Raw genomic sequence first — 19,101 nt, 5'->3', positions numbered from 1 at the left:
ACAATAATTTATATGCACGTACGAGACAAGAATGACAAGCATTTAAGAGAGTGAAGTATGATAGTGCTCTTGAAAGTAGTTATTGCTGTCCATTAGAGCGGGAATAAAAGCGACTTTTCGTGCGAAATAAGAAGGAGATGTTATAGATGTTAGATAGAGAGGCTTTGGTAGAATCATACCGCGGACAGTTACAAGTCGTTTTAGAAAGTAAAGTAGAAGAGTTTCAAATGTTCGGCTACGACAGAGTGACAGATGATGACATTTGGAAGTTTCTTAAAGTGAAAAAGTGGAAGAAGATAGACAGCGATGTTAGATTGTATGAATTAGTTAATGACGTATTAACAGTAAGTGCTAATGAATATATGACATATTTAACTGTTGAAGCATATCAAGCGCCACTTTGGTCATTTGATGAATATGAAAATAAATAACCGACTGCAATTGGTTTGTTCTTCCTTTTGCAGTATAATGATAGGTATTGATAATCAGGAAATAATTATGTCTAAGATCATATATAAAGGAGGTAGTGAAGAGAGAAAACAAATAATGAAAGTGCAGGTATCGTGAAAACGTACCGGCACAGCTAGTGATGAGCTAGCAAAATTATAGAAAGGAAGTCTACTAACTAGACGTATGCACACGTGTAAAAGTGAATCGTAAGAGATTTATTTAAAGTGTTAGTAGCGGAAAGAGGGTACATATGGCAAAGCGTGGTACGAGAATTGCCGCCTTTTTCCTCATCGTTTTATTAATCGGTGGAGTAATTGGTGCGGCAGGAAAAGACATAGCAAAAGGAATTAGTCTAGGACTAGACCTTCGCGGTGGTTTTGAAATTCTGTATGAAGTAAAACCAGCCAAAAAAGGTGACAAAATCGATCGAGACGTACTTGTAAGTACAGTAGGTGCTCTTGAGAATCGTGTCAATGTTCTCGGTGTAAGTGAGCCGAACATTCAAATCGAAGGGCAAGATCGAATTCGTGTACAGCTTGCTGGTGTACAAGATCAGCAAAAAGCACGTGAAATGTTATCAACACAAGCGAAATTAACATTCCGTGATGTAGATGATAATCTTCTTATGGACGGAACGGATTTAAAAGGCGGCGGAGCGAAGCAAACATTTGATGAGCAAGGCCGTGCGAGCGTAGGTCTTACACTAAAGAGCGCTGAAAAATTCCGTGAAGTAACTGAAAAAATTTCAAAAATGCCACCACCAACGAATTTAATGGTAATTTGGCTTGATTTTGAAGAAGGAAAAGATTCGTACAAAGCAGAATCTGCAAAACCGAATCCGAAGTTCTTATCAGCAGCAACAGTAAACCAAGTATTTAACCAAGCTGAAGTATCTATCGTAGGTGGAAACTTCACAGTTGAAAGTGCGAAACAACTTTCATCTTTATTAAATGCAGGTGCACTTCCTGTTGATTTAAAAGAAATGTATTCAACATCTGTTGGAGCGAAGTTTGGTCAACAAGCGTTAGAGCAAACGATTTTCGCTAGTGCGATTGGTATCGCTCTTATTTTCTTATTTATGCTTGTATTCTACCGTTTACCAGGACTTGTAGCGGTTATTATGTTAGGTTTATACATTTTCGTTACGTTACTTGTCTTTAACTGGATGCATGCAGTTCTTACGCTGCCGGGTATTGCGGCGTTAGTGCTCGGGGTAGGTATCGCTGTTGATGCGAATATTATTACGTACGAGAGACTGAAAGAAGAGCTGAAAATTGGTAAGTCAATGATGTCAGCATTCCGTGCTGGTAACCATCGTTCATTAGCAACGATTTTAGATGCGAACATTACAACACTTGCAGCAGCTGGTGTGTTATTCGTTTACGGTAATAGTTCCGTAAAAGGGTTCGCAACAAGTTTAATCGTAAGTATTTTAGTCGGTTTCATTACGAACGTATTCGGTACTCGTTTCTTACTAAGTTTACTAGTAAAGAGCCGTTACTTCGATAAAAAACCAGGATACTTTGGTGTGAAGCAAAAGGATATTATTCCATTAACAAAAGGTGTAGTACATCCACCAACGAAATTTGATCGTATTAACTTCGTAAATGTCGGTCATAAATTCCTTATCTTCTCGATTGTAGTTGTAATTGCAGGTGCAATTATCTTGCCAATTTTCAAATTGAATCTTGGTATTGACTTTGCGAGTGGTACACGTATCGACTTGCAATCAAAACAAGCAGTTACTGTGTCTGATGTTCATAAAGATTTTAAAGAGTTGAACATTGATGTGAAGGAAGAAAATATTGTACCGACTGGAGATGACAATAAAGGATTCGCAGTTCGTACATTAGGTGTTCTATCAAAAGATGAAATTGCAAAAACAAAAACATTCTTCCACGATAAATATGGTACAGATCCAAACGTAAGTACAGTTTCACCAACAATCGGGAAAGAAATTGCACGAAATGCATTTATCGCAGTATTAATCGCTTCTGCGGTTATCATTTTATACGTAAGTATTCGATTCCGATTTACGTACGCATTATCTGCAGTACTTGCATTATTACATGATGCGTTCGTTATGATTGTTATATTTAGTATTTTCCAATTAGAGGTAGACTTAACGTTTATCGCTGCAGTGTTAACAATCATCGGTTATTCTATTAATGATTCAATCGTTACATTTGATAGAAACCGTGAATTATACAAACAGAAAAAACGAGTTCGCGATATAAAAGACTTAGAAGAAATCGTAAATGCAAGTATTCGCCAAACGCTTGGTCGTTCGATTAACACCGTATTAACAGTGTTATTCCCAGTAATTGCACTGCTTATCTTCGGTAGTGAGTCACTACGTAACTTCTCGTTTGCGTTACTAGTTGGATTAGTTGTAGGTACGTATTCTTCTGTTTTCGTTGCTTCTCAAATTTGGTTAATGCTTGAAAACCGTCGTTTGAAAAAGGGCAAAAACAAGAAAAAGGTTGAGAAAGTAGAATCTGAACCGCAAGTATAGAAAAGGTGATGTCTCTTTATGAGGCATCTCTTTTTTCGTTTGTGGATACAATAAGATAGCAACTTTTTAACAGAAAGAAGATGGAAGAAAGTGGTGGTATTATCGCTGTTTTTGTTAAAATAAAAAGATAGGTTAAGAAAAGAAGGGATTTTAATGATGGAAAAAGATGAACGTTTTAAACAGGCTGAGTTTGGTGCTATTGTCGGGATCGTTGGTAATATTATATTAGCGATTGTAAAGGCGGTAATTGGTTATATTGGGAACAGTAAAGCACTGTTAGCGGATGCGGTGCATTCTGCATCAGATGTAATTGGTTCGCTAGCTGTACTTTTTGGATTGCGAGCGGCAAAGCAGCCACCTGATGAGGATCATCCATATGGTCATGGTAAAGCGGAATCGATTTCAGCGATTATTGTTGCGGTATTATTATTTATTGTGGGACTTGAAATCGCGATTTCGTCTATAAAAGCTTTTTCGCAAGAACTAGAACCACCGAAAGGAATTACGATATTTGCTGTTGTTCTTTCAATCGTCGTGAAAGAAGGAATGTTTCAATATAAATTCCGATTAGGGAAAAGAGTAAACAGTGATGCAATTATTGCAAATGCATATGAGCACCGTTCGGATGTATTTTCTTCAATTGCAGCTTTAATCGGTATTTGTGCAGCTATAATCGGTGGTAAGTTTGGTATAGACTGGCTCGTATATGCTGATCCGATTGCAGGATTAGTTGTTTCACTTCTTGTTGTAAAAATGGCATGGAGCATTGGAGCGGAAGCAATTCATGCAACGCTTGACCATGTTCTTCATGAGGAGGATGTTATTCCGCTTAGAGAGGCCGTTCTTCAAGTAGATGGTGTGAAAAAAATTGGTTCTTTATATGCACGGGAGCATGGTCATTATGTTATTGTCGATATTAAAGTGTCTGTAGATCCATACATTACCGTAGAAGAAGGACACCGTATTGGAAAACATGTGAAAGAAATACTTATGAAACAAGATAATGTACAAAATGTATTCGTACATATAAATCCGTATTCTCCAAATTAAACATCATTAACATTTTAGTATATAGATATTGCATCGTAGTTTGCATTATATTGTCACCCCTTAATCTGTCTTGTATAATGAACAGGTTAAGGGGTGATTTCGTGTTACAACCGAAGACGCGTTGGAAAGAAAAAGAATATAATGACGAGCGAGTGAGTGAATTAGCAAGTAAATTACAGTTATCGCCACTTGTCGTTTCATTATTCCTCGGTAGAGGACTAGATACAGAAGATAAGATTTTAGATTTTTTAAATACAGAAAATCAAGAATTTCATGATCCATTTTTATTAGAAGGAATGGATAGAACGGTAGAACGTGTAAATAAGGCCATTCAAAATGGAGAGCAAATATTAATATTTGGTGATTACGATGCGGACGGAGTAAGTAGTACGACGGTTTTATATCTTGCTCTTCAAGAATTAGGTGCAGAAGTAGAATTTTACATTCCAAATCGTTTTACAGAAGGGTATGGACCGAACGAAGAAGCGTTTCGTTGGGCGCATAGCGCAGGGTTCTCACTGATTATTACTGTCGACACTGGCATCGCAGCAGTACATGAAGCGAATGTAGCGAAAGAGCTTGGAATAGATCTAATTATTACAGATCACCATGAGCCACCGCCAGAATTGCCAGAAGCACTTGCGATTATACATCCGAAATTAGAAGGTGGCGTATATCCGTTTCACTATTTAGCTGGTGTAGGTGTTGCGTTTAAAGTTGCGCATGCACTATTAGGCCGTGTACCAGAACATTTATTAGAGGTTGCAGTAATCGGTACAGTAGCCGATTTAGTATCACTTCATGGTGAAAATAGGTTGCTAGTGAAACGTGGTTTAAAACATATGCGTATGACGAGAAATATTGGTTTGAAGGCATTGTTTAAAGTTGCTAACGTTTCGCAAAGTGAAATTACAGAAGAGAGTATTGGCTTCTCAATTGCACCGCGTATTAATGCGGTCGGGCGTTTAGAAGATGCAGCGCCGGCTGTACACCTTTTATTATCAGATGATCCAGAGGAAGCGAAAGAGCTAGCTGAAGAAATTGATGAGCTGAACAAACTGCGAAAAGATATTGTAAAGCAAATTACAGAAGAGGCTATCGCTGAAGTTGAAAATAACTTCCCGCCAGAAGAAAACAAAGTATTAGTACTTGCAAAAGAAGGTTGGAACCCAGGGGTAATTGGAATTGTTGCTTCTAAATTAGTTGAACGTTTTTATCGTCCGACGATTGTATTAAGCATTGATCCTATAAAAGAAACAGCAAAAGGCTCAGCACGTAGTATTGCAGGATTTGATTTGTTTGCAAACTTATCAGATTGTAGAGAGTTATTGCCACACTTCGGAGGGCATCCGATGGCAGCGGGAATGACGCTACATATGAATGATGTAGATGAATTACGTCGCCGATTAAATGAACAAGCAGATGCGATTTTAACAGAAGAAGATTTTATTCCAATTACAGCAGTTGATGTTTTTTGCAAAGTAGAGGATGTAACGCTAGCGGCAATTGAAGATATGCAAAAACTAGCCCCGTTTGGTATTGGAAATCCGAAACCACGTATTGCAGTAAAAGATGCAGAGTTAGAAAGCATTCGCGCAATCGGATCAGATGGCTCTCATTTAAAAATGGCTCTTCGTGATGGACAAGCAACACTGGATACAATTGGATTTGGTTTTGGTGCATATGCGAAAGAAATCTCTCCAGTTGCAAAGGTATCTGTAATAGGAGAAGCATCCATCAATGAATGGAATAATTTTAAGAAGCCACAACTAATGGTACAAGATATTGCTGTAGAGGCGTGGCAATTATTTGATTGGCGTAGTATGCGTAATGCAGAAGCAAATTTAGCAGAACTTCCGAAAGAAAAAATAACAATGGTGTATTTTTCTGAAGAGGTATTGAATAAATTTTCTTTAGAGAGCTATAAAGAAAAGCTCATGCATGCTTCAGAAGTAACGCATTTAGATGATCAATATATTGTGTTACTTGATTTACCAAAAGGAACCGATGAATTACGTGAGTTATTTAAAGTAGGATTCCCAGCGCGAATTTATACGCTATTTTATCAAGAGAATAACCACTTATTTAGTACAGTTCCTACGAGAGAACACTTTAAATGGTATTATTCTTTCTTAAACCAAAAAACACCATTTTCTTTAAGACAATATGGAGAACAACTATGTCGTCATAAAGGTTGGTCAAAAGATACAGTAAATTTCATGACACAGGTGTTTTTTGAGTTAGAATTTGTTACAATAAAAGATGGCGTCATTTTTATGGCAGACAAAAAACAAAAGCGTGATTTAATTGAATCGAACACATATCGTGAGAAAATGAACCACTTACAATTAGAAAAAGAATTGGTTTATAGCACATATCAGCAACTATATACATGGTTTGAAACGATTCGTAATCATAAAGAAGTAGAACAGTTAGGGTAAAGGATTTGTATTTACAAACCTTTTAGATCTGAGGAGGATTCAGAAATATGGATTTCAAGCAACATATCGCAATTGTACCGGATTATCCGAAAGAAGGTATTGTGTTTAAAGACATTACACCTTTAATGAATGACGGTAAAGCATACAAAGCAGCAACAGATGCAATCGTTGAATACGCAAAAGAAAGAGATATCGATGTTGTAGTAGGACCAGAAGCTCGTGGTTTCATTATCGGTTGCCCAGTTTCTTATGCGTTAGAAGTAGGATTTGCGCCAGTTCGTAAATTAGGAAAATTACCACGTGAAGTAATTACAGTTGACTACGGTAAAGAATATGGTAAAGATGTTTTAACAATCCATAAAGATGCAATTAAGCCAGGTCAACGCGTATTAATTACAGATGACCTATTAGCTACAGGTGGAACTATCGAAGCGACAATTAAGCTAGTTGAAGAACTTGGCGGAGTTGTAGCAGGGATTGCATTCTTAGTAGAGCTTACTTACTTAGATGGTCGTAAAATGTTAGATGGTTACGATGTATTAGTATTAGAAAAATACTAATCACTATATAGGTAAAACTACGGTGATAAAAAGTACCCGTGAATCTCTTGGAGAGGAGCGGGTACTTTTGTATAATTGAACAAAAAATCATGGTGAAATGTCAGTAAAATCTTTTCCTTTTCACAATTCACAATCATTGGGTTATAATGATAGAATATAATTTATTCTATTAAATAAAGATAAAGTCAATTTTCAATAAAAGGTGATTCGATGGCAAATGAGCAGGTACTAACAGCTGAACAGGTACTCGAGAAAGCAAGTCAATATTTAGTGGATGAAGATATTGAGCTAGTAGCACGTGCCTATGAATATGCACGCGATGCGCATAGCGAACAATACAGAAAATCGGGTGAACCGTATATTATTCATCCAATTCAAGTTGCAGGTATTTTAGTTGATTTACACATGGATCCAGCTACGGTATCAGCAGGTTTCTTACATGATGTAGTGGAAGATACAGAGATTACGTTAGAAGATATTGAACGGGAATTTAACAAAGAAATTGCTATGCTTGTTGATGGTGTTACGAAGCTTGGGAAGATCAAATATAAATCTCACGAACAACAACAAGCAGAAAACCATCGCAAAATGTTTATTGCAATGGCTCAAGATATTCGAGTTATTTTAATTAAACTAGCTGATCGTCTTCATAACATGCGTACATTGAAACATTTGCCTCAAGAGAAGCAGCGTCGCATAGCGAATGAAACGCTAGAAATCTTTGCACCTTTAGCACATAGACTCGGAATTAGTACTATTAAATGGGAGCTAGAGGATACGTCACTTCGCTATTTAAATCCACAACAATATTATCGTATTGTAAATTTAATGAAGCGTAAACGTGCAGAACGTGAAGAATATTTAGACGAAGTAATGACTGGTATTCGTGAGAAATTAAAAGAAGTTGCAATTCAACCTGAGATCTCTGGAAGACCGAAACATATTTACAGTATTTATCGTAAAATGGCACTGCAAAATAAACAGTTCAATGAAATTTATGATTTATTAGCTGTACGTGTCGTTGTAAATAGTATTAAAGATTGTTATGCAGTGCTTGGAATTATTCATACGTGCTGGAAGCCGATGCCAGGTCGTTTTAAAGATTATATTGCAATGCCAAAAGCAAATCTATATCAATCTCTTCATACGACTGTAATTGGACCGAAAGGTGATCCGCTTGAAGTGCAAATTCGTACGAAAGAAATGCACGAAATTGCAGAATTCGGGATCGCGGCACACTGGGCATACAAAGAAGGAAAAACAGCAGAAACAACAGGTACATTAGAGAAGAAACTCACGTGGTTCCGTCAAATATTAGAATGGCAAAATGAAACTTCTAATGCAGAAGAATTTATGGAGTCATTAAAAATTGATTTATTCTCTGACATGGTATTCGTCTTTACACCGAAAGGCGATGTAATGGAATTACCACTTGGATCGGTTCCAATTGATTTCGCGTATCGTGTCCATTCGGAAATTGGGAATAAAACAATTGGTGCAAAAGTAAACGGGAAAATGGTGACGCTGGATTATAAATTAAAAACAGGCGATATCATTGAAATTTTAACGTCGAAACATTCATATGGCCCAAGTCAAGATTGGGTAAAACTTGCTCAAACATCTCATGCGAAAAATAAAATTCGTCAATTCTTTAAGAAACAACGTAGAGACGAAAATATTGAAAAAGGCCGTGAACTTGTTGAAAAGGAAGTACGTGGTCTAGAGTATGAGATGAAAGAAGTATTAGCGCCTGATAACTTAAAACGCGTCGCTGAGAAATTTAACTTTGCAAATGAAGAAGATATGTTTGCAGCAGTTGGATATAGCGGAATTACAGCTTCGCAAATTGTTACGCGACTAACGGACAAGTTCCGCAAGCAACGCGAAGAAGAAGAAATTGTTGAAGTTAAAGAAGTTCGTAAACCGATGAAAATTCGAAAATGGGATTCTGGTGTAAAGGTAAGCGGTGCTGATAATTTATTAATCCGTTTATCGAAATGCTGTAACCCAGTTCCGGGTGATGATATCGTTGGGTATATTACCAAAGGCCGAGGTGTATCGATTCACCGCCGTGATTGTGTAAATGTTCATACAGAAGAAGCGATAGAACGTTTATTAGAAGTTGAGTGGGAAGGTAGCCCTGAAAAAGAAATAGAGTATAACGTTGATATTGAAATTTCAGGTTACGATCGCCGCGGTTTATTAAATGAAGTACTGCAAGCTGTTACAGAGACGAAAACATACATTTCAGCTGTTTCTGGTAGAAGTGACCGTAATAAGATGGCAACAATTAATATGTCAATCTCGATTCGTAACTTACAACACTTGAAAAAAGTAGTAGAACGCATTAAACGCGTTCCAGAAATTTATGCAGTACGACGCATGATGCATTAATAGGGAGTGTAGAAAGATGAGAGTTGTTTTACAACGATCAAAGAAAGCGTCTGTCACAGTAGACGGTGAGATCGTAGGACAAATTCCGTTCGGTTTAACATTACTAGTTGGCATTACGCACGAAGATACAGAAAAAGATGCAACTTACATTGCGGAAAAAATTGCAAACTTACGTATTTTTGAAGATGAGAGTGGAAAGATGAATCATTCTGTACTTGATGTAGAAGGACAAGTTCTATCTATTTCGCAATTCACATTATACGGAGATTGCCGCAAGGGAAGACGTCCAAACTTTATGGATGCTGCGAAACCTGATTATGCAGAGCGTTTATACGATTTCTTTAATGAAGAAGTTCGTAAACAAGGATTACATGTGGAAACAGGGAAGTTCGGAGCAATGATGGATGTTTCTTTAATCAATGATGGTCCGGTGACCTTAATTGTAGAAAGTAAATAGTGTTGATAAAAAAGAGAGGGTTATATAATCCTCTCTTTTTTATACATTGTTGTATGTTTTGTTCATTTATTTGGAATCAATAGCAGTTTCGGTTATGTATAACTCTCCCATCAATATGGAACAATAAAAAGTAAAACATCCATATTGAATGTGAGGGATATACGTATGCGTATGAATGAAAAAGGGCATTCTGTTACAAATGGTGCAAATCAACTATTTAACGTGAATTTTCATGATTTTATTTCAAAAGAGCAAAACAATACTTCAATGGAGCTTGCTTCCGAGTTTGGGATTTCTCTTCAAGATGTAAAGCGTTTAAAGAAGCAGATTGAACGTTCTTAGAGCACTTGACAATCCTACTTAACAAACGTATAGTAATTTTATATTTACATATGAATATAACCGTTGATAGAGAAGAGTAAATGAGACACACATGGAAAGAGAAGGAATGTCTTAGGCTGAAAACATTTCTGCATGATGACTGATTGAATGACACTCTAGAGGTTTCAACTTGAACGGCATATACGCTTAGTAGGGATGAACGCACATTTAAGCGTTATTAAAAAAGTGGAAGCATACGTGCTTCAATTAGGGTGGCACCACGGGTATAATACTCTCGTCCCTACTGTTTAAACAGTAGAGGCGGGAGTTTTTTTATTTTTATTAAGATTAAAACAATTTGAGGAGGAACTGAATATGTCTATTCAAATCCCACGCGGAACGCAAGATATTCTTCCAGGCACTGTTGAGTTATGGCAGTATATCGAAGGGCAAGCACGCGAAATTTGCCGTCGTTACAATTATAAAGAAATTCGTACACCAATTTTTGAGCACACTGAGCTATTTTTACGCGGTGTTGGTGATACGACAGATATCGTACAAAAAGAAATGTACTCATTCCAAGATCGTGGAGAGCGCAGCTTAACATTACGTCCAGAAGGTACTGCACCTGTTGTACGTTCTTACGTTGAAAATAAAATGTTTGGTGATGCAACACAACCAACGAAATTATACTATATCGGTCAAATGTTCCGTTATGAAAGACCACAAGCAGGTCGCTATCGTCAATTCGTACAATTCGGTATCGAAGCAATCGGCAGTAATGACCCTGCAATTGATGCAGAAGTAATTGCACTTGCTGTTGAATTTTACCGCGGCATGGGCTTAAAAAATATTAAAGTTGTATTAAACAGTTTAGGTGACGCAGCGAGCCGTCAAGCGCACCGTGATGCATTAATCGCACACTTTGAGCCACGTATCGGCGAATTCTGTTCTGACTGTCAATCTCGCTTAGAAAAGAACCCACTTCGAATTTTAGACTGTAAGAAGGACCGTAACCATGAATTAATGGGAACAGCACCATCTATTACAGAATACTTAAACGAAGATTCAGCAATATACTACGACAAAGTTCAAGAACTATTAACGATGATGGATGTTCCGTTTGAAAAAGATCCGAACTTAGTGCGTGGTTTAGACTACTACCAACACACTGTTTTTGAAATTATGAGTGAGGCAGAAGGTTTCGGTGCGATCACTACATTAAGCGGTGGTGGCCGTTATAACGGACTTGTACAAGAAATCGGTGGACCAGAAATGCCAGGTATCGGTTTTGCAATGAGTATTGAACGTTTAATTATGGCGCTAAAAGCTGAAAACATCGAATTACCACTTGAACATAGTATTGATTGTTACGTTGTGGCGCTGGGCGAAAAAGCGAAAGACCATGCTGCAAAAGTTGCGTTCGATCTTCGTAAAGCTGGATTGTCAGTTGAAAAAGATTATTTAGATCGTAAAATGAAAGCACAATTTAAATCAGCAGATCGTCTAAAGGCGAAATTTGTAGCTGTATTAGGAGAAGATGAGCTAGATAAAGGCATCATTAACTTAAAAGATATGGCAACAGGTGAACAAGAAGAAGTAGCGTTAGATGTATTTGCTTCATACGTAGCAGAGAAATTAATATAGGGGGAACTTACAGTGGCTGAAAGAACACATGCATGTGGAAAAGTAACAGTAGAAGCTGTTGGACAAACAGTTCAATTAAAAGGTTGGGTACAAAAACGCCGTAACTTAGGTGGATTAATCTTTATCGACTTACGTGACCGTACAGGTATCGTGCAAGTTGTATTTAACCCAGAAACATCAAAAGAAGCGTTAGAAGTAGCAGAAACAATTCGTAGCGAATACGTATTACACGTAGAAGGTACAGTTGTTGAACGTGGTGAAGGCGCAATTAATGACAATATGGCAACTGGTCGTATTGAAGTACAAGCAACAAAAGTAAATGTACTAAATGCAGCGAAAACAACGCCAATCATCATTGCTGATGATACAGATGCATCAGAAGATGTGCGTTTAAAATATCGTTATTTAGACTTACGTCGCCCAGTAATGTTTAACACATTCAAAATGCGTCATGACGTAACGAAAACAATTCGTAACTTCTTAGACACAGAAGAGTTCTTAGAAGTAGAAACACCAATTTTAACGAAAAGCACGCCAGAAGGAGCTCGTGACTATTTAGTACCAAGTCGTGTGCATGATGGTGAATTCTATGCACTACCACAGTCACCACAGTTATTTAAACAGCTTCTTATGGTCGGCGGATTTGAGCGTTACTATCAAGTAGCACGTTGTTTCCGTGATGAAGATTTACGTGCGGATCGTCAACCGGAATTCACGCAAATTGATATCGAAGCTTCATTCTTAACACAAGATGAAATTTTAGATATGATGGAGCGTATGATGACGAAAGTTATGAAGGATGCAAAAGGTGTAGAAGTTAGTGCACCATTCCCTCGTATGAAATATGCTGATGCAATGGCTCGCTACGGTTCTGATAAGCCAGATACACGCTTTGAAATGGAACTAACAGACTTATCTGAGTTTGCAGCAGGTTGTGGCTTTAAAGTGTTTACAAGTGCTGTAGAAAGCGGCGGACAAGTAAAAGCAATCAATGCAAAAGGTGCTGCAAGTAAATATTCTCGTAAAGACATCGATGCATTAACTGAATTCGTGAAAGTATACGGTGCAAAAGGTCTAGCTTGGCTTAAAGTTGAAGAAGACGGTTTAAAAGGACCGATTGCAAAATTCTTCGGTGAAGAAGATGCAAATGTGTTAATGAGCACATTAGAAGCTACTGCTGGCGACTTATTACTATTCGTAGCAGATAAGAAGAGCGTTGTTGCAGATAGCTTAGGCGCACTTCGTTTACGTCTAGGTAAAGAGCTTGAGTTAATTGATGAAAGTAAATTTAATTTCCTATGGGTAACGGATTGGCCACTTCTTGAGTACGATGAAGATGCAGATCGTTACTTCGCAGCTCACCACCCATTCACAATGCCATTCCGTGAAGACGTTGAGTTACTAGAAACAGCACCAGAAAAAGCACGTGCACAAGCATATGACCTTGTATTAAACGGTTATGAGCTTGGTGGTGGATCACTTCGTATTTACGAGCGTGACGTACAAGAAAAAATGTTCAAAGCACTTGGATTCTCACAAGAAGAAGCGCAAGAGCAATTCGGATTCTTATTAGAAGCATTCGAATACGGTACACCACCACACGGCGGTATTGCATTAGGTTTAGATCGTCTTGTTATGCTGCTTGCAGGCCGTACGAACCTTCGTGATACAATTGCATTCCCGAAAACAGCAAGCGCAAGCTGCTTATTAACAGAAGCTCCAAGCCCAGTTGCAGAAGCACAGCTTGAAGAGTTAAACTTAAAATTAAGCTTAAAAGAAGAGAAGTAAGAATAGGGTCTAGATGGTTATACTAATACCATCTAGACTTTTTTTGAGAGGTTGTTTAAAAAGTCCGGTTTAGATAACTGTCGCATCTCATCGTTGCTTCGCCAGTTCGGTGCTCGAGTAGTATTTCTACACTGCGCTCCTCCTGGCTTCAGCGCCTCGATCTGCTCGGTTCTCTAAATCCTCCTTTTTAAACGTGTATTGAAAGGAAGTAAAAAAAGACCGGTTTACACTATGTTTTCATTATCGAAATATGTATTTTTAGGAATTCTATAACTTTTTCTATACAAATAGTCGGAAAAACGCTAGAATACATGGTAGACCATTTTTGTAATAGGAGTGTAGAGCTGAATGTTACATCAATTTTCACGTAATGAATTAGCCTTCGGTAAAGAAGGACTTGAAATATTAAAAAATAGTACAGTCGGTATTTTAGGAATTGGCGGCGTAGGCTCTTTTGCAGCTGAAGCGTTAGCACGTTCTGGCGTTGGACGTCTTGTATTAGTTGATAAAGACGTTGTAGATATTACAAACGTAAACCGTCAAATTCACGCTTTAGTATCTACTGTAGGACGTTCAAAAGTAGAATTAATGAAAGAGCGTATCGCAGACATTAACCCAGAGTGTGAAGTAATTGGACTTGAAATGTTTTATACAGATGAAACATATGAAGAGTTCTTTAAGCACGGTTTAGATTTCGTAGTGGATGCATCTGATACGATTACGTTCAAAATCCATTTAATTAAACAATGTTTACGTCGTAAAATTAAAATTATCTCATGTATGGGTGCAGCAAATAAAATGGATCCAACTCGTTTCCGTATTGCGGACATTTCTAAAACACATACAGATCCAATTGCGAAAGTCATTCGTACGAAGCTTCGTAAAGAGGGTATTAAAAAAGGTGTAAAAGTTGTCTTCTCTGACGAAAACCCAATCGTAATTCGTGAAGAGGTACGTAAAGAAATCGTACCAGACGAAAATGCAAAAATTCGTAAAGCGAAATTACCGCCTTCATCAAATGCATTCGTACCATCTGTGGCAGGCTTAATCATGGCAAGTCACGTTGTACGTGAACGTATTAAAAACGTTGAAGTGAAGCGTGTAGGGCAAGAATAAAAAGAAAGCATATATCCGTCAAGGGTATATGCTTTTTCTATTATGTTTTAAAGAATTGCAGATATTTGCAATACTAATAATTCGAATGTAAGTAATCCTAATAAAGAATAATCGTATTTATCCGACTTATAGGCGGAAGTCTTTTTTAAACTCTTAATGGTAAAAAGACCTAATATTAGAACGAGAATACCGAGTGTTATTTTGAAGACTATTAATGAAATAGCAACCATCGCCCTTAAAATGTATATGTTTATAATAACATTTTAGTAAAAAATATCTAATCTATACCGAGAGTTTTCTTGTGTGATAGGGAGGGATATTTCTTGTCGAATCATCGATATATTAAAAAAATCGTTGATATATTTTGAGTTACGATAGATATATTTGAAAAATCGTCGGTGTAATTTCATTTACCGACACATACATATATACTCTCCACCAAAGAAACAAACAGGGACGTCACTTAGTCAAAAAAGTGACGTCCCTGTTTTAATTCTCTGCAGAATAAATAATATCTAAATTTCCATTTTGATCTGTTTTGAAAATCGGGGCAATTTGCTCTTCTTGCTCTTCGACTGAAACAAGTTTTCGAGCACGATCCATAATTCGAACAAGCATCGCGTAATCTTCTTCGATTGCTTGTTGTTTTTTTGTGAGTACCGCTAATTTCGTTTCAAGTTCATGATTCGTTTTTTGCAGAGAAGTGAGCTGAGCTTGTAATACATCATTTTCAGTTTGCAACTTTGCGAGTGAAGGGTTATTATGCTCCAAGTTTTGCAAAAATGAGATGACATTTTGCATCGTAAGTTCTTGTTTACTTGGCGTAATATCTTCAGAAAACTCAGCATCGATTACGAGTTGTTTCGTTTTCGTGAACTGATTTTTTTCTATTTTAGCTTCAGAGCGCTTTAATTCTTTACGTTGTTTCTTCGCAAGCTGCACAGCATCTTCGTAATTCGGCCTTACTTCAGCATTCCATCTAAAGCCGCAAGCTGCTGAAGTCCGGTTCAACGTATCGCCGACTTCATCAAATGCTTTTATTTGTGTACTTCCGCTGCGAATATGTCGTAAAACAGTTTCTGCTAAAAGGAGATCATCTTCTTTTGTCCATGCATCTTGACGTGTTTTCATAAGCGAAGCCTCCATAATGGTGACGTTTTCGTTTATGTTACCCTTTATTTTTCGTTTTATTCGAAGTTTGTAATCTTTCATAAACAGTAGAAAGGGCTTGCTCAAATTTCCCTGTCGTTTTCGGTTTATAATATTGCTTGTTTTTTATTTTATCAGGTAAGTATTGTTGCCTTACCCAGCCATTTGGATGGTCGTGTGGATATAAATATCCAATGCCTCTTCCAAGTGATTCTGCGCCTTTGTAATGACTATCTTTTAAATGGCTTGGAATGTCACCTGTTTGACCGTTGCGTAAATCGTGTAATGCAGCATCAAGTGCTTTATAAGCTGAATTTGATTTTGGTGATAAGCATAGCTCGATAACGGCATTTGCAAGTGGGATGCGTGCTTCTGGGAATCCAACTCGTTCAGCTGATTCAATTGCAGCTAGTGTACGTGGTCCAGCTTGTGGGCTAGCAAGTCCAATATCTTCATAAGCCATAATAAGAAGGCGTCTGCCAATACTTTGTAAATCACCTGCTTCAATAAGGCGTGCTAAATAATGGAGCGCTGCATTTACATCACTTCCGCGCACTGATTTTTGAAATGCTGATAATACGTCATAATGAGCATCGCCGCCTTTGTCGTGAACGAAGCTCTTCTTTTGTAAGCATTCTTCCGCAATCTCGAGTGTGATTTCAGCCGCTTGATCGTCTGTAGTAAAGCTAGATAATACAGCAAGCTCAAGTGCGTTATAAGCGGAACGCATATCACCACCAGAGGCATTTGCAAAGTGATGTAGTGCTTCATCTGTTACCGTTACAGCATATTCTCCAAGGCCTTTTTCTTTATCTTCTAAAGCTCTTTTTAACCCAATTAAAATATCATCTTCTGTTAGTGCGTGTAATTCGAAAATTTGACACCTGCTTCGAATAGCGGAGTTTATTGCATGGAATGGATTACTTGTCGTTGCACCAATTAAAGTAAGAAGTCCGCTTTCTAAGTGAGGTAATAGAAAGTCTTGCTTTGCTTTATCTAGACGGTGAACTTCATCTAAAATTAAAACGAGGTGTCGATGCATCTTCGCTTCTTGCACGACAACTTCCATATCTTTTTTATTGTGAGTAACAGCGTTCAATAGACGAAACGGGGTACCGGTACTTCCAGCAATTGCACTGGCAATGGATGTTTTTCCTGTACCTGGAGGACCGTATAAAATCATAGATTGAAAATGATTGGCTTGGACCATTCGCCATAAAATCTTTCCTTCACCAACTAAATGTTGTTGCCCAATAATTTCTTGAATATTTGTAGGGCGCATTCGATGTGCGAGTGGTTGTTTCATTTGGACCGTCTCCCTTAATATATAATCTCGTTCTATCGTATCATTTTTTTCTACGAAATTTGAAATAGGATGCTGTTTTATGGGAAAAATGAAGGATAATATTTTCATTTTTCTTTCAATTGTAATAATTTCCGAGTTTTTCAATGTGATTTTATGTTATCATTTTGATACACAAGTTGAAATTTCTTATAATACTATATTATGCTATAATTTCATAGGATTTTAAATTGTGTTCTTTTTATAAATAAGATATAACCAATAGAAGTGAAAATTTGAAAAGAGGTGCAAAATAGATGAAAATTTCAACGAAAGGCCGCTATGGCTTAACAATTATGATTGATCTTGCAAAAAAGTTTGGTGAAGGTCCGATTTCATTAAAATCAATTGCGCAGGCGCATGACTTATCTGAGCATTACTTAGAGCAATTAATTTCACCACTTCGTAACGCTCGTCTTGTAAAGAGTACGCGCGGGGCATATGGCGGATATGTATTATCTGATCAACCGGCTAACATTACAGCTGGGGATGTAATCCGTGTATTAGAGGGACCGATTAGTGTTGTAGAAATGATAGAAGAAGAAGAGCCAGCGCAGCGCCAGTTATGGATGCGTGTTCGTGATGCGGTGCAAGAAGTGTTAGATAGTACAACGTTAGAAGATTTAGTACGTTATGAGGAAGAAAATCACGGGGGCTATATGTTTTACATTTAATTCCTTGTGAAACGATTTGGAAAGAAGGAGATTTAATGGAACGCATTTACTTAGATCATGCTGCGACATCTCCGACTCACCCAGAAGTGGTCGAAAAGATGATTCCATATATGACACAAATATTCGGGAACCCGTCTAGTATTCACTTTTATGGACGTCAAACTCGTCACACAGTAGATGAGGCGAGAAGAGTGTGTGCACGCAGCATTCATGCGAATCCGAATGAAATTATATTTACGAGCGGTGGTACAGAAGCTGATAATTTAGCGCTTATCGGTGTAGCACGTGCGAACCGTCATAAAGGTAACCACATTATAACGACGCAAATTGAACATCATGCGATTTTGCATACGTGCGAATTGTTAGAGCGTGAAGGGTTTGAAGTGACATATTTACCTGTCGATGAAACAGGGCGCATTCAAGTTTCTGACATACAAAAGGCATTAACAGAAGAGACGATTCTTGTATCTGTTATGTTTGGGAATAATGAAGTAGGGACGATGCAACCGATTGTGGAAATAGGAAAGCTGTTAAAAGAGCATCAAGCGTATTTCCATACAGATGCGGTACAAGCTTACGGTTTAGTAGAAATTAATGTGAAAGAGTTTGGTATTGATTTATTATCAATTTCAGCTCATAAAATTAACGGGCCAAAAGGTGTAGGTTTCTTATACGCTGGTGCAAATGTGAAATTTGAACCGTTATTAATAGGCGGAGAGCAAGAAAGAAAACGCCGTGCTGGTACGGAAAATGTGCCTAGTATTGCTGGGCTTCAGTATGCAATTCTTATAGCTGAAAAAACTCGTGAGCAAAAAAATGCCCAATATGAAGAGTTTAAAGATATAATGGTATCTGTCTTCAAAAATGAAGGCATTACTTTCGAGGTAAACGGAAACTTAGAACATCGCTTACCGCATGTACTTAATGTAAGTTTTACAGGAATGAACATTGAACCTTTCCTTGTGAACTTAGACTTAGCTGGCATTGCAGTATCAAGTGGTTCTGCTTGTACAGCTGGTTCGATTGATCCATCACATGTATTAGTAGCGATGTTTGGAAAAGACTCCGATCAAATACGTTCATCCGTACGCTTTAGTTTTGGACTTGGAAATACGAAAGAGCAAATTGAAAAAGCGGCGTACGAAACAGTGAAAATCGTGAAGCGATTAACACAAAATTAGCATGGGAGGTGACATG

At 37.7% G+C, this 19,101-nt stretch carries 15 protein-coding genes and 1 other annotated feature; of the genes, 13 read left to right on the top strand and 2 right to left on the bottom strand.

Translation table 11 applies throughout. The annotated features are described in order from the left end of the window. Nucleotides 1-146 precede the first annotated feature (146 nt). The 11 genes from EBQ15_RS02625 (at nucleotide 147) to EBQ15_RS02580 (ending at nucleotide 14,739) form a co-directional block, all read left to right on the top strand. A complete protein-coding gene (locus EBQ15_RS02625; protein ID WP_000886978.1) occupies nucleotides 147-431 on the top strand; it encodes a post-transcriptional regulator in 285 nt (94 codons plus the stop codon). 269 nt (nucleotides 432-700) lie between these two features. Further along, nucleotides 701-2,965: a protein translocase subunit SecDF gene (gene secDF / locus EBQ15_RS02620; RefSeq protein ID WP_001119060.1), complete on the top strand. Its 2,265-nt coding sequence runs from the start codon at nucleotides 701-703 to the stop codon at nucleotides 2,963-2,965. Between the two features lie 156 nt (nucleotides 2,966-3,121). Then, nucleotides 3,122-4,015: a cation diffusion facilitator family transporter gene (locus EBQ15_RS02615; RefSeq protein WP_000409741.1), complete on the top strand. Its 894-nt coding sequence runs from the start codon at nucleotides 3,122-3,124 to the stop codon at nucleotides 4,013-4,015. A gap of 101 nt (nucleotides 4,016-4,116) precedes the next feature. Then, nucleotides 4,117-6,456, top strand: coding sequence for a single-stranded-DNA-specific exonuclease RecJ (gene recJ, locus EBQ15_RS02610; protein WP_000941240.1), 2,340 nt, complete (start codon nucleotides 4,117-4,119; stop codon nucleotides 6,454-6,456). A 47-nt stretch (nucleotides 6,457-6,503) separates the two neighbouring features. Next, entirely contained in the window at nucleotides 6,504-7,016 is a 513-nt protein-coding gene (locus EBQ15_RS02605; protein WP_000346215.1) for an adenine phosphoribosyltransferase, read from the top strand. 210 nt (nucleotides 7,017-7,226) lie between these two features. Continuing rightward, nucleotides 7,227-9,410, top strand: coding sequence for a GTP diphosphokinase (gene relA / locus EBQ15_RS02600; protein WP_001262813.1), 2,184 nt, complete (start codon nucleotides 7,227-7,229; stop codon nucleotides 9,408-9,410). A gap of 16 nt (nucleotides 9,411-9,426) precedes the next feature. Further along, entirely contained in the window at nucleotides 9,427-9,867 is a 441-nt protein-coding gene (locus EBQ15_RS02595; RefSeq protein ID WP_001266965.1) for a D-tyrosyl-tRNA(Tyr) deacylase, read from the top strand. A gap of 165 nt (nucleotides 9,868-10,032) precedes the next feature. After that, on the top strand, nucleotides 10,033-10,209 hold the full coding sequence (locus EBQ15_RS31000; protein ID WP_001242605.1) for a hypothetical protein: 177 nt from the start codon (nucleotides 10,033-10,035) through the stop codon (nucleotides 10,207-10,209). 54 nt (nucleotides 10,210-10,263) lie between these two features. Continuing rightward, nucleotides 10,264-10,494 (top strand) — a binding site (T-box leader). Nucleotides 10,495-10,563: 69 nt separating this feature from the next. Then, entirely contained in the window at nucleotides 10,564-11,835 is a 1,272-nt protein-coding gene (gene hisS / locus EBQ15_RS02590) for a histidine--tRNA ligase (protein WP_000027081.1), read from the top strand. 12 nt (nucleotides 11,836-11,847) lie between these two features. Continuing rightward, complete coding sequence (gene aspS, locus EBQ15_RS02585; RefSeq protein WP_000840924.1) at nucleotides 11,848-13,623, top strand: aspartate--tRNA ligase; 1,776 nt, start codon at nucleotides 11,848-11,850, stop codon at nucleotides 13,621-13,623. A gap of 348 nt (nucleotides 13,624-13,971) precedes the next feature. Beyond that, on the top strand, nucleotides 13,972-14,739 hold the full coding sequence (locus EBQ15_RS02580; protein ID WP_000903176.1) for a tRNA threonylcarbamoyladenosine dehydratase: 768 nt from the start codon (nucleotides 13,972-13,974) through the stop codon (nucleotides 14,737-14,739). A gap of 489 nt (nucleotides 14,740-15,228) precedes the next feature. On the opposite strand, the gene EBQ15_RS02570 is transcribed toward EBQ15_RS02580, so the two are convergent. After that, on the bottom strand, nucleotides 15,229-15,870 hold the full coding sequence (locus tag EBQ15_RS02570; RefSeq protein ID WP_000857722.1) for an RsfA family transcriptional regulator: 642 nt from the start codon (nucleotides 15,868-15,870) through the stop codon (nucleotides 15,229-15,231). 37 nt (nucleotides 15,871-15,907) lie between these two features. Next, nucleotides 15,908-17,194 (bottom strand): replication-associated recombination protein A, encoded by a 1,287-nt coding sequence (locus tag EBQ15_RS02565; protein WP_000812919.1) that lies wholly within the window; start codon nucleotides 17,192-17,194, stop codon nucleotides 15,908-15,910. A gap of 293 nt (nucleotides 17,195-17,487) precedes the next feature. Here EBQ15_RS02565 and cymR point away from each other — a divergent pair, with 293 nt between their 5' ends. Further along, entirely contained in the window at nucleotides 17,488-17,904 is a 417-nt protein-coding gene (gene cymR / locus EBQ15_RS02560) for a cysteine metabolism transcriptional regulator CymR (RefSeq protein WP_000704116.1), read from the top strand. Between the two features lie 35 nt (nucleotides 17,905-17,939). Continuing rightward, nucleotides 17,940-19,085: a cysteine desulfurase family protein gene (locus EBQ15_RS02555; RefSeq protein WP_000439924.1), complete on the top strand. Its 1,146-nt coding sequence runs from the start codon at nucleotides 17,940-17,942 to the stop codon at nucleotides 19,083-19,085. Nucleotides 19,086-19,101 lie beyond the last annotated feature (16 nt).

Source organism: Bacillus sp. 2D03 (assembly GCF_003946765.1).
Taxonomy (GTDB): domain Bacteria; phylum Bacillota; class Bacilli; order Bacillales; family Bacillaceae_G; genus Bacillus_A; species Bacillus_A cereus.
This window is presented reverse-complemented; position numbering and strand designations above follow the sequence as displayed.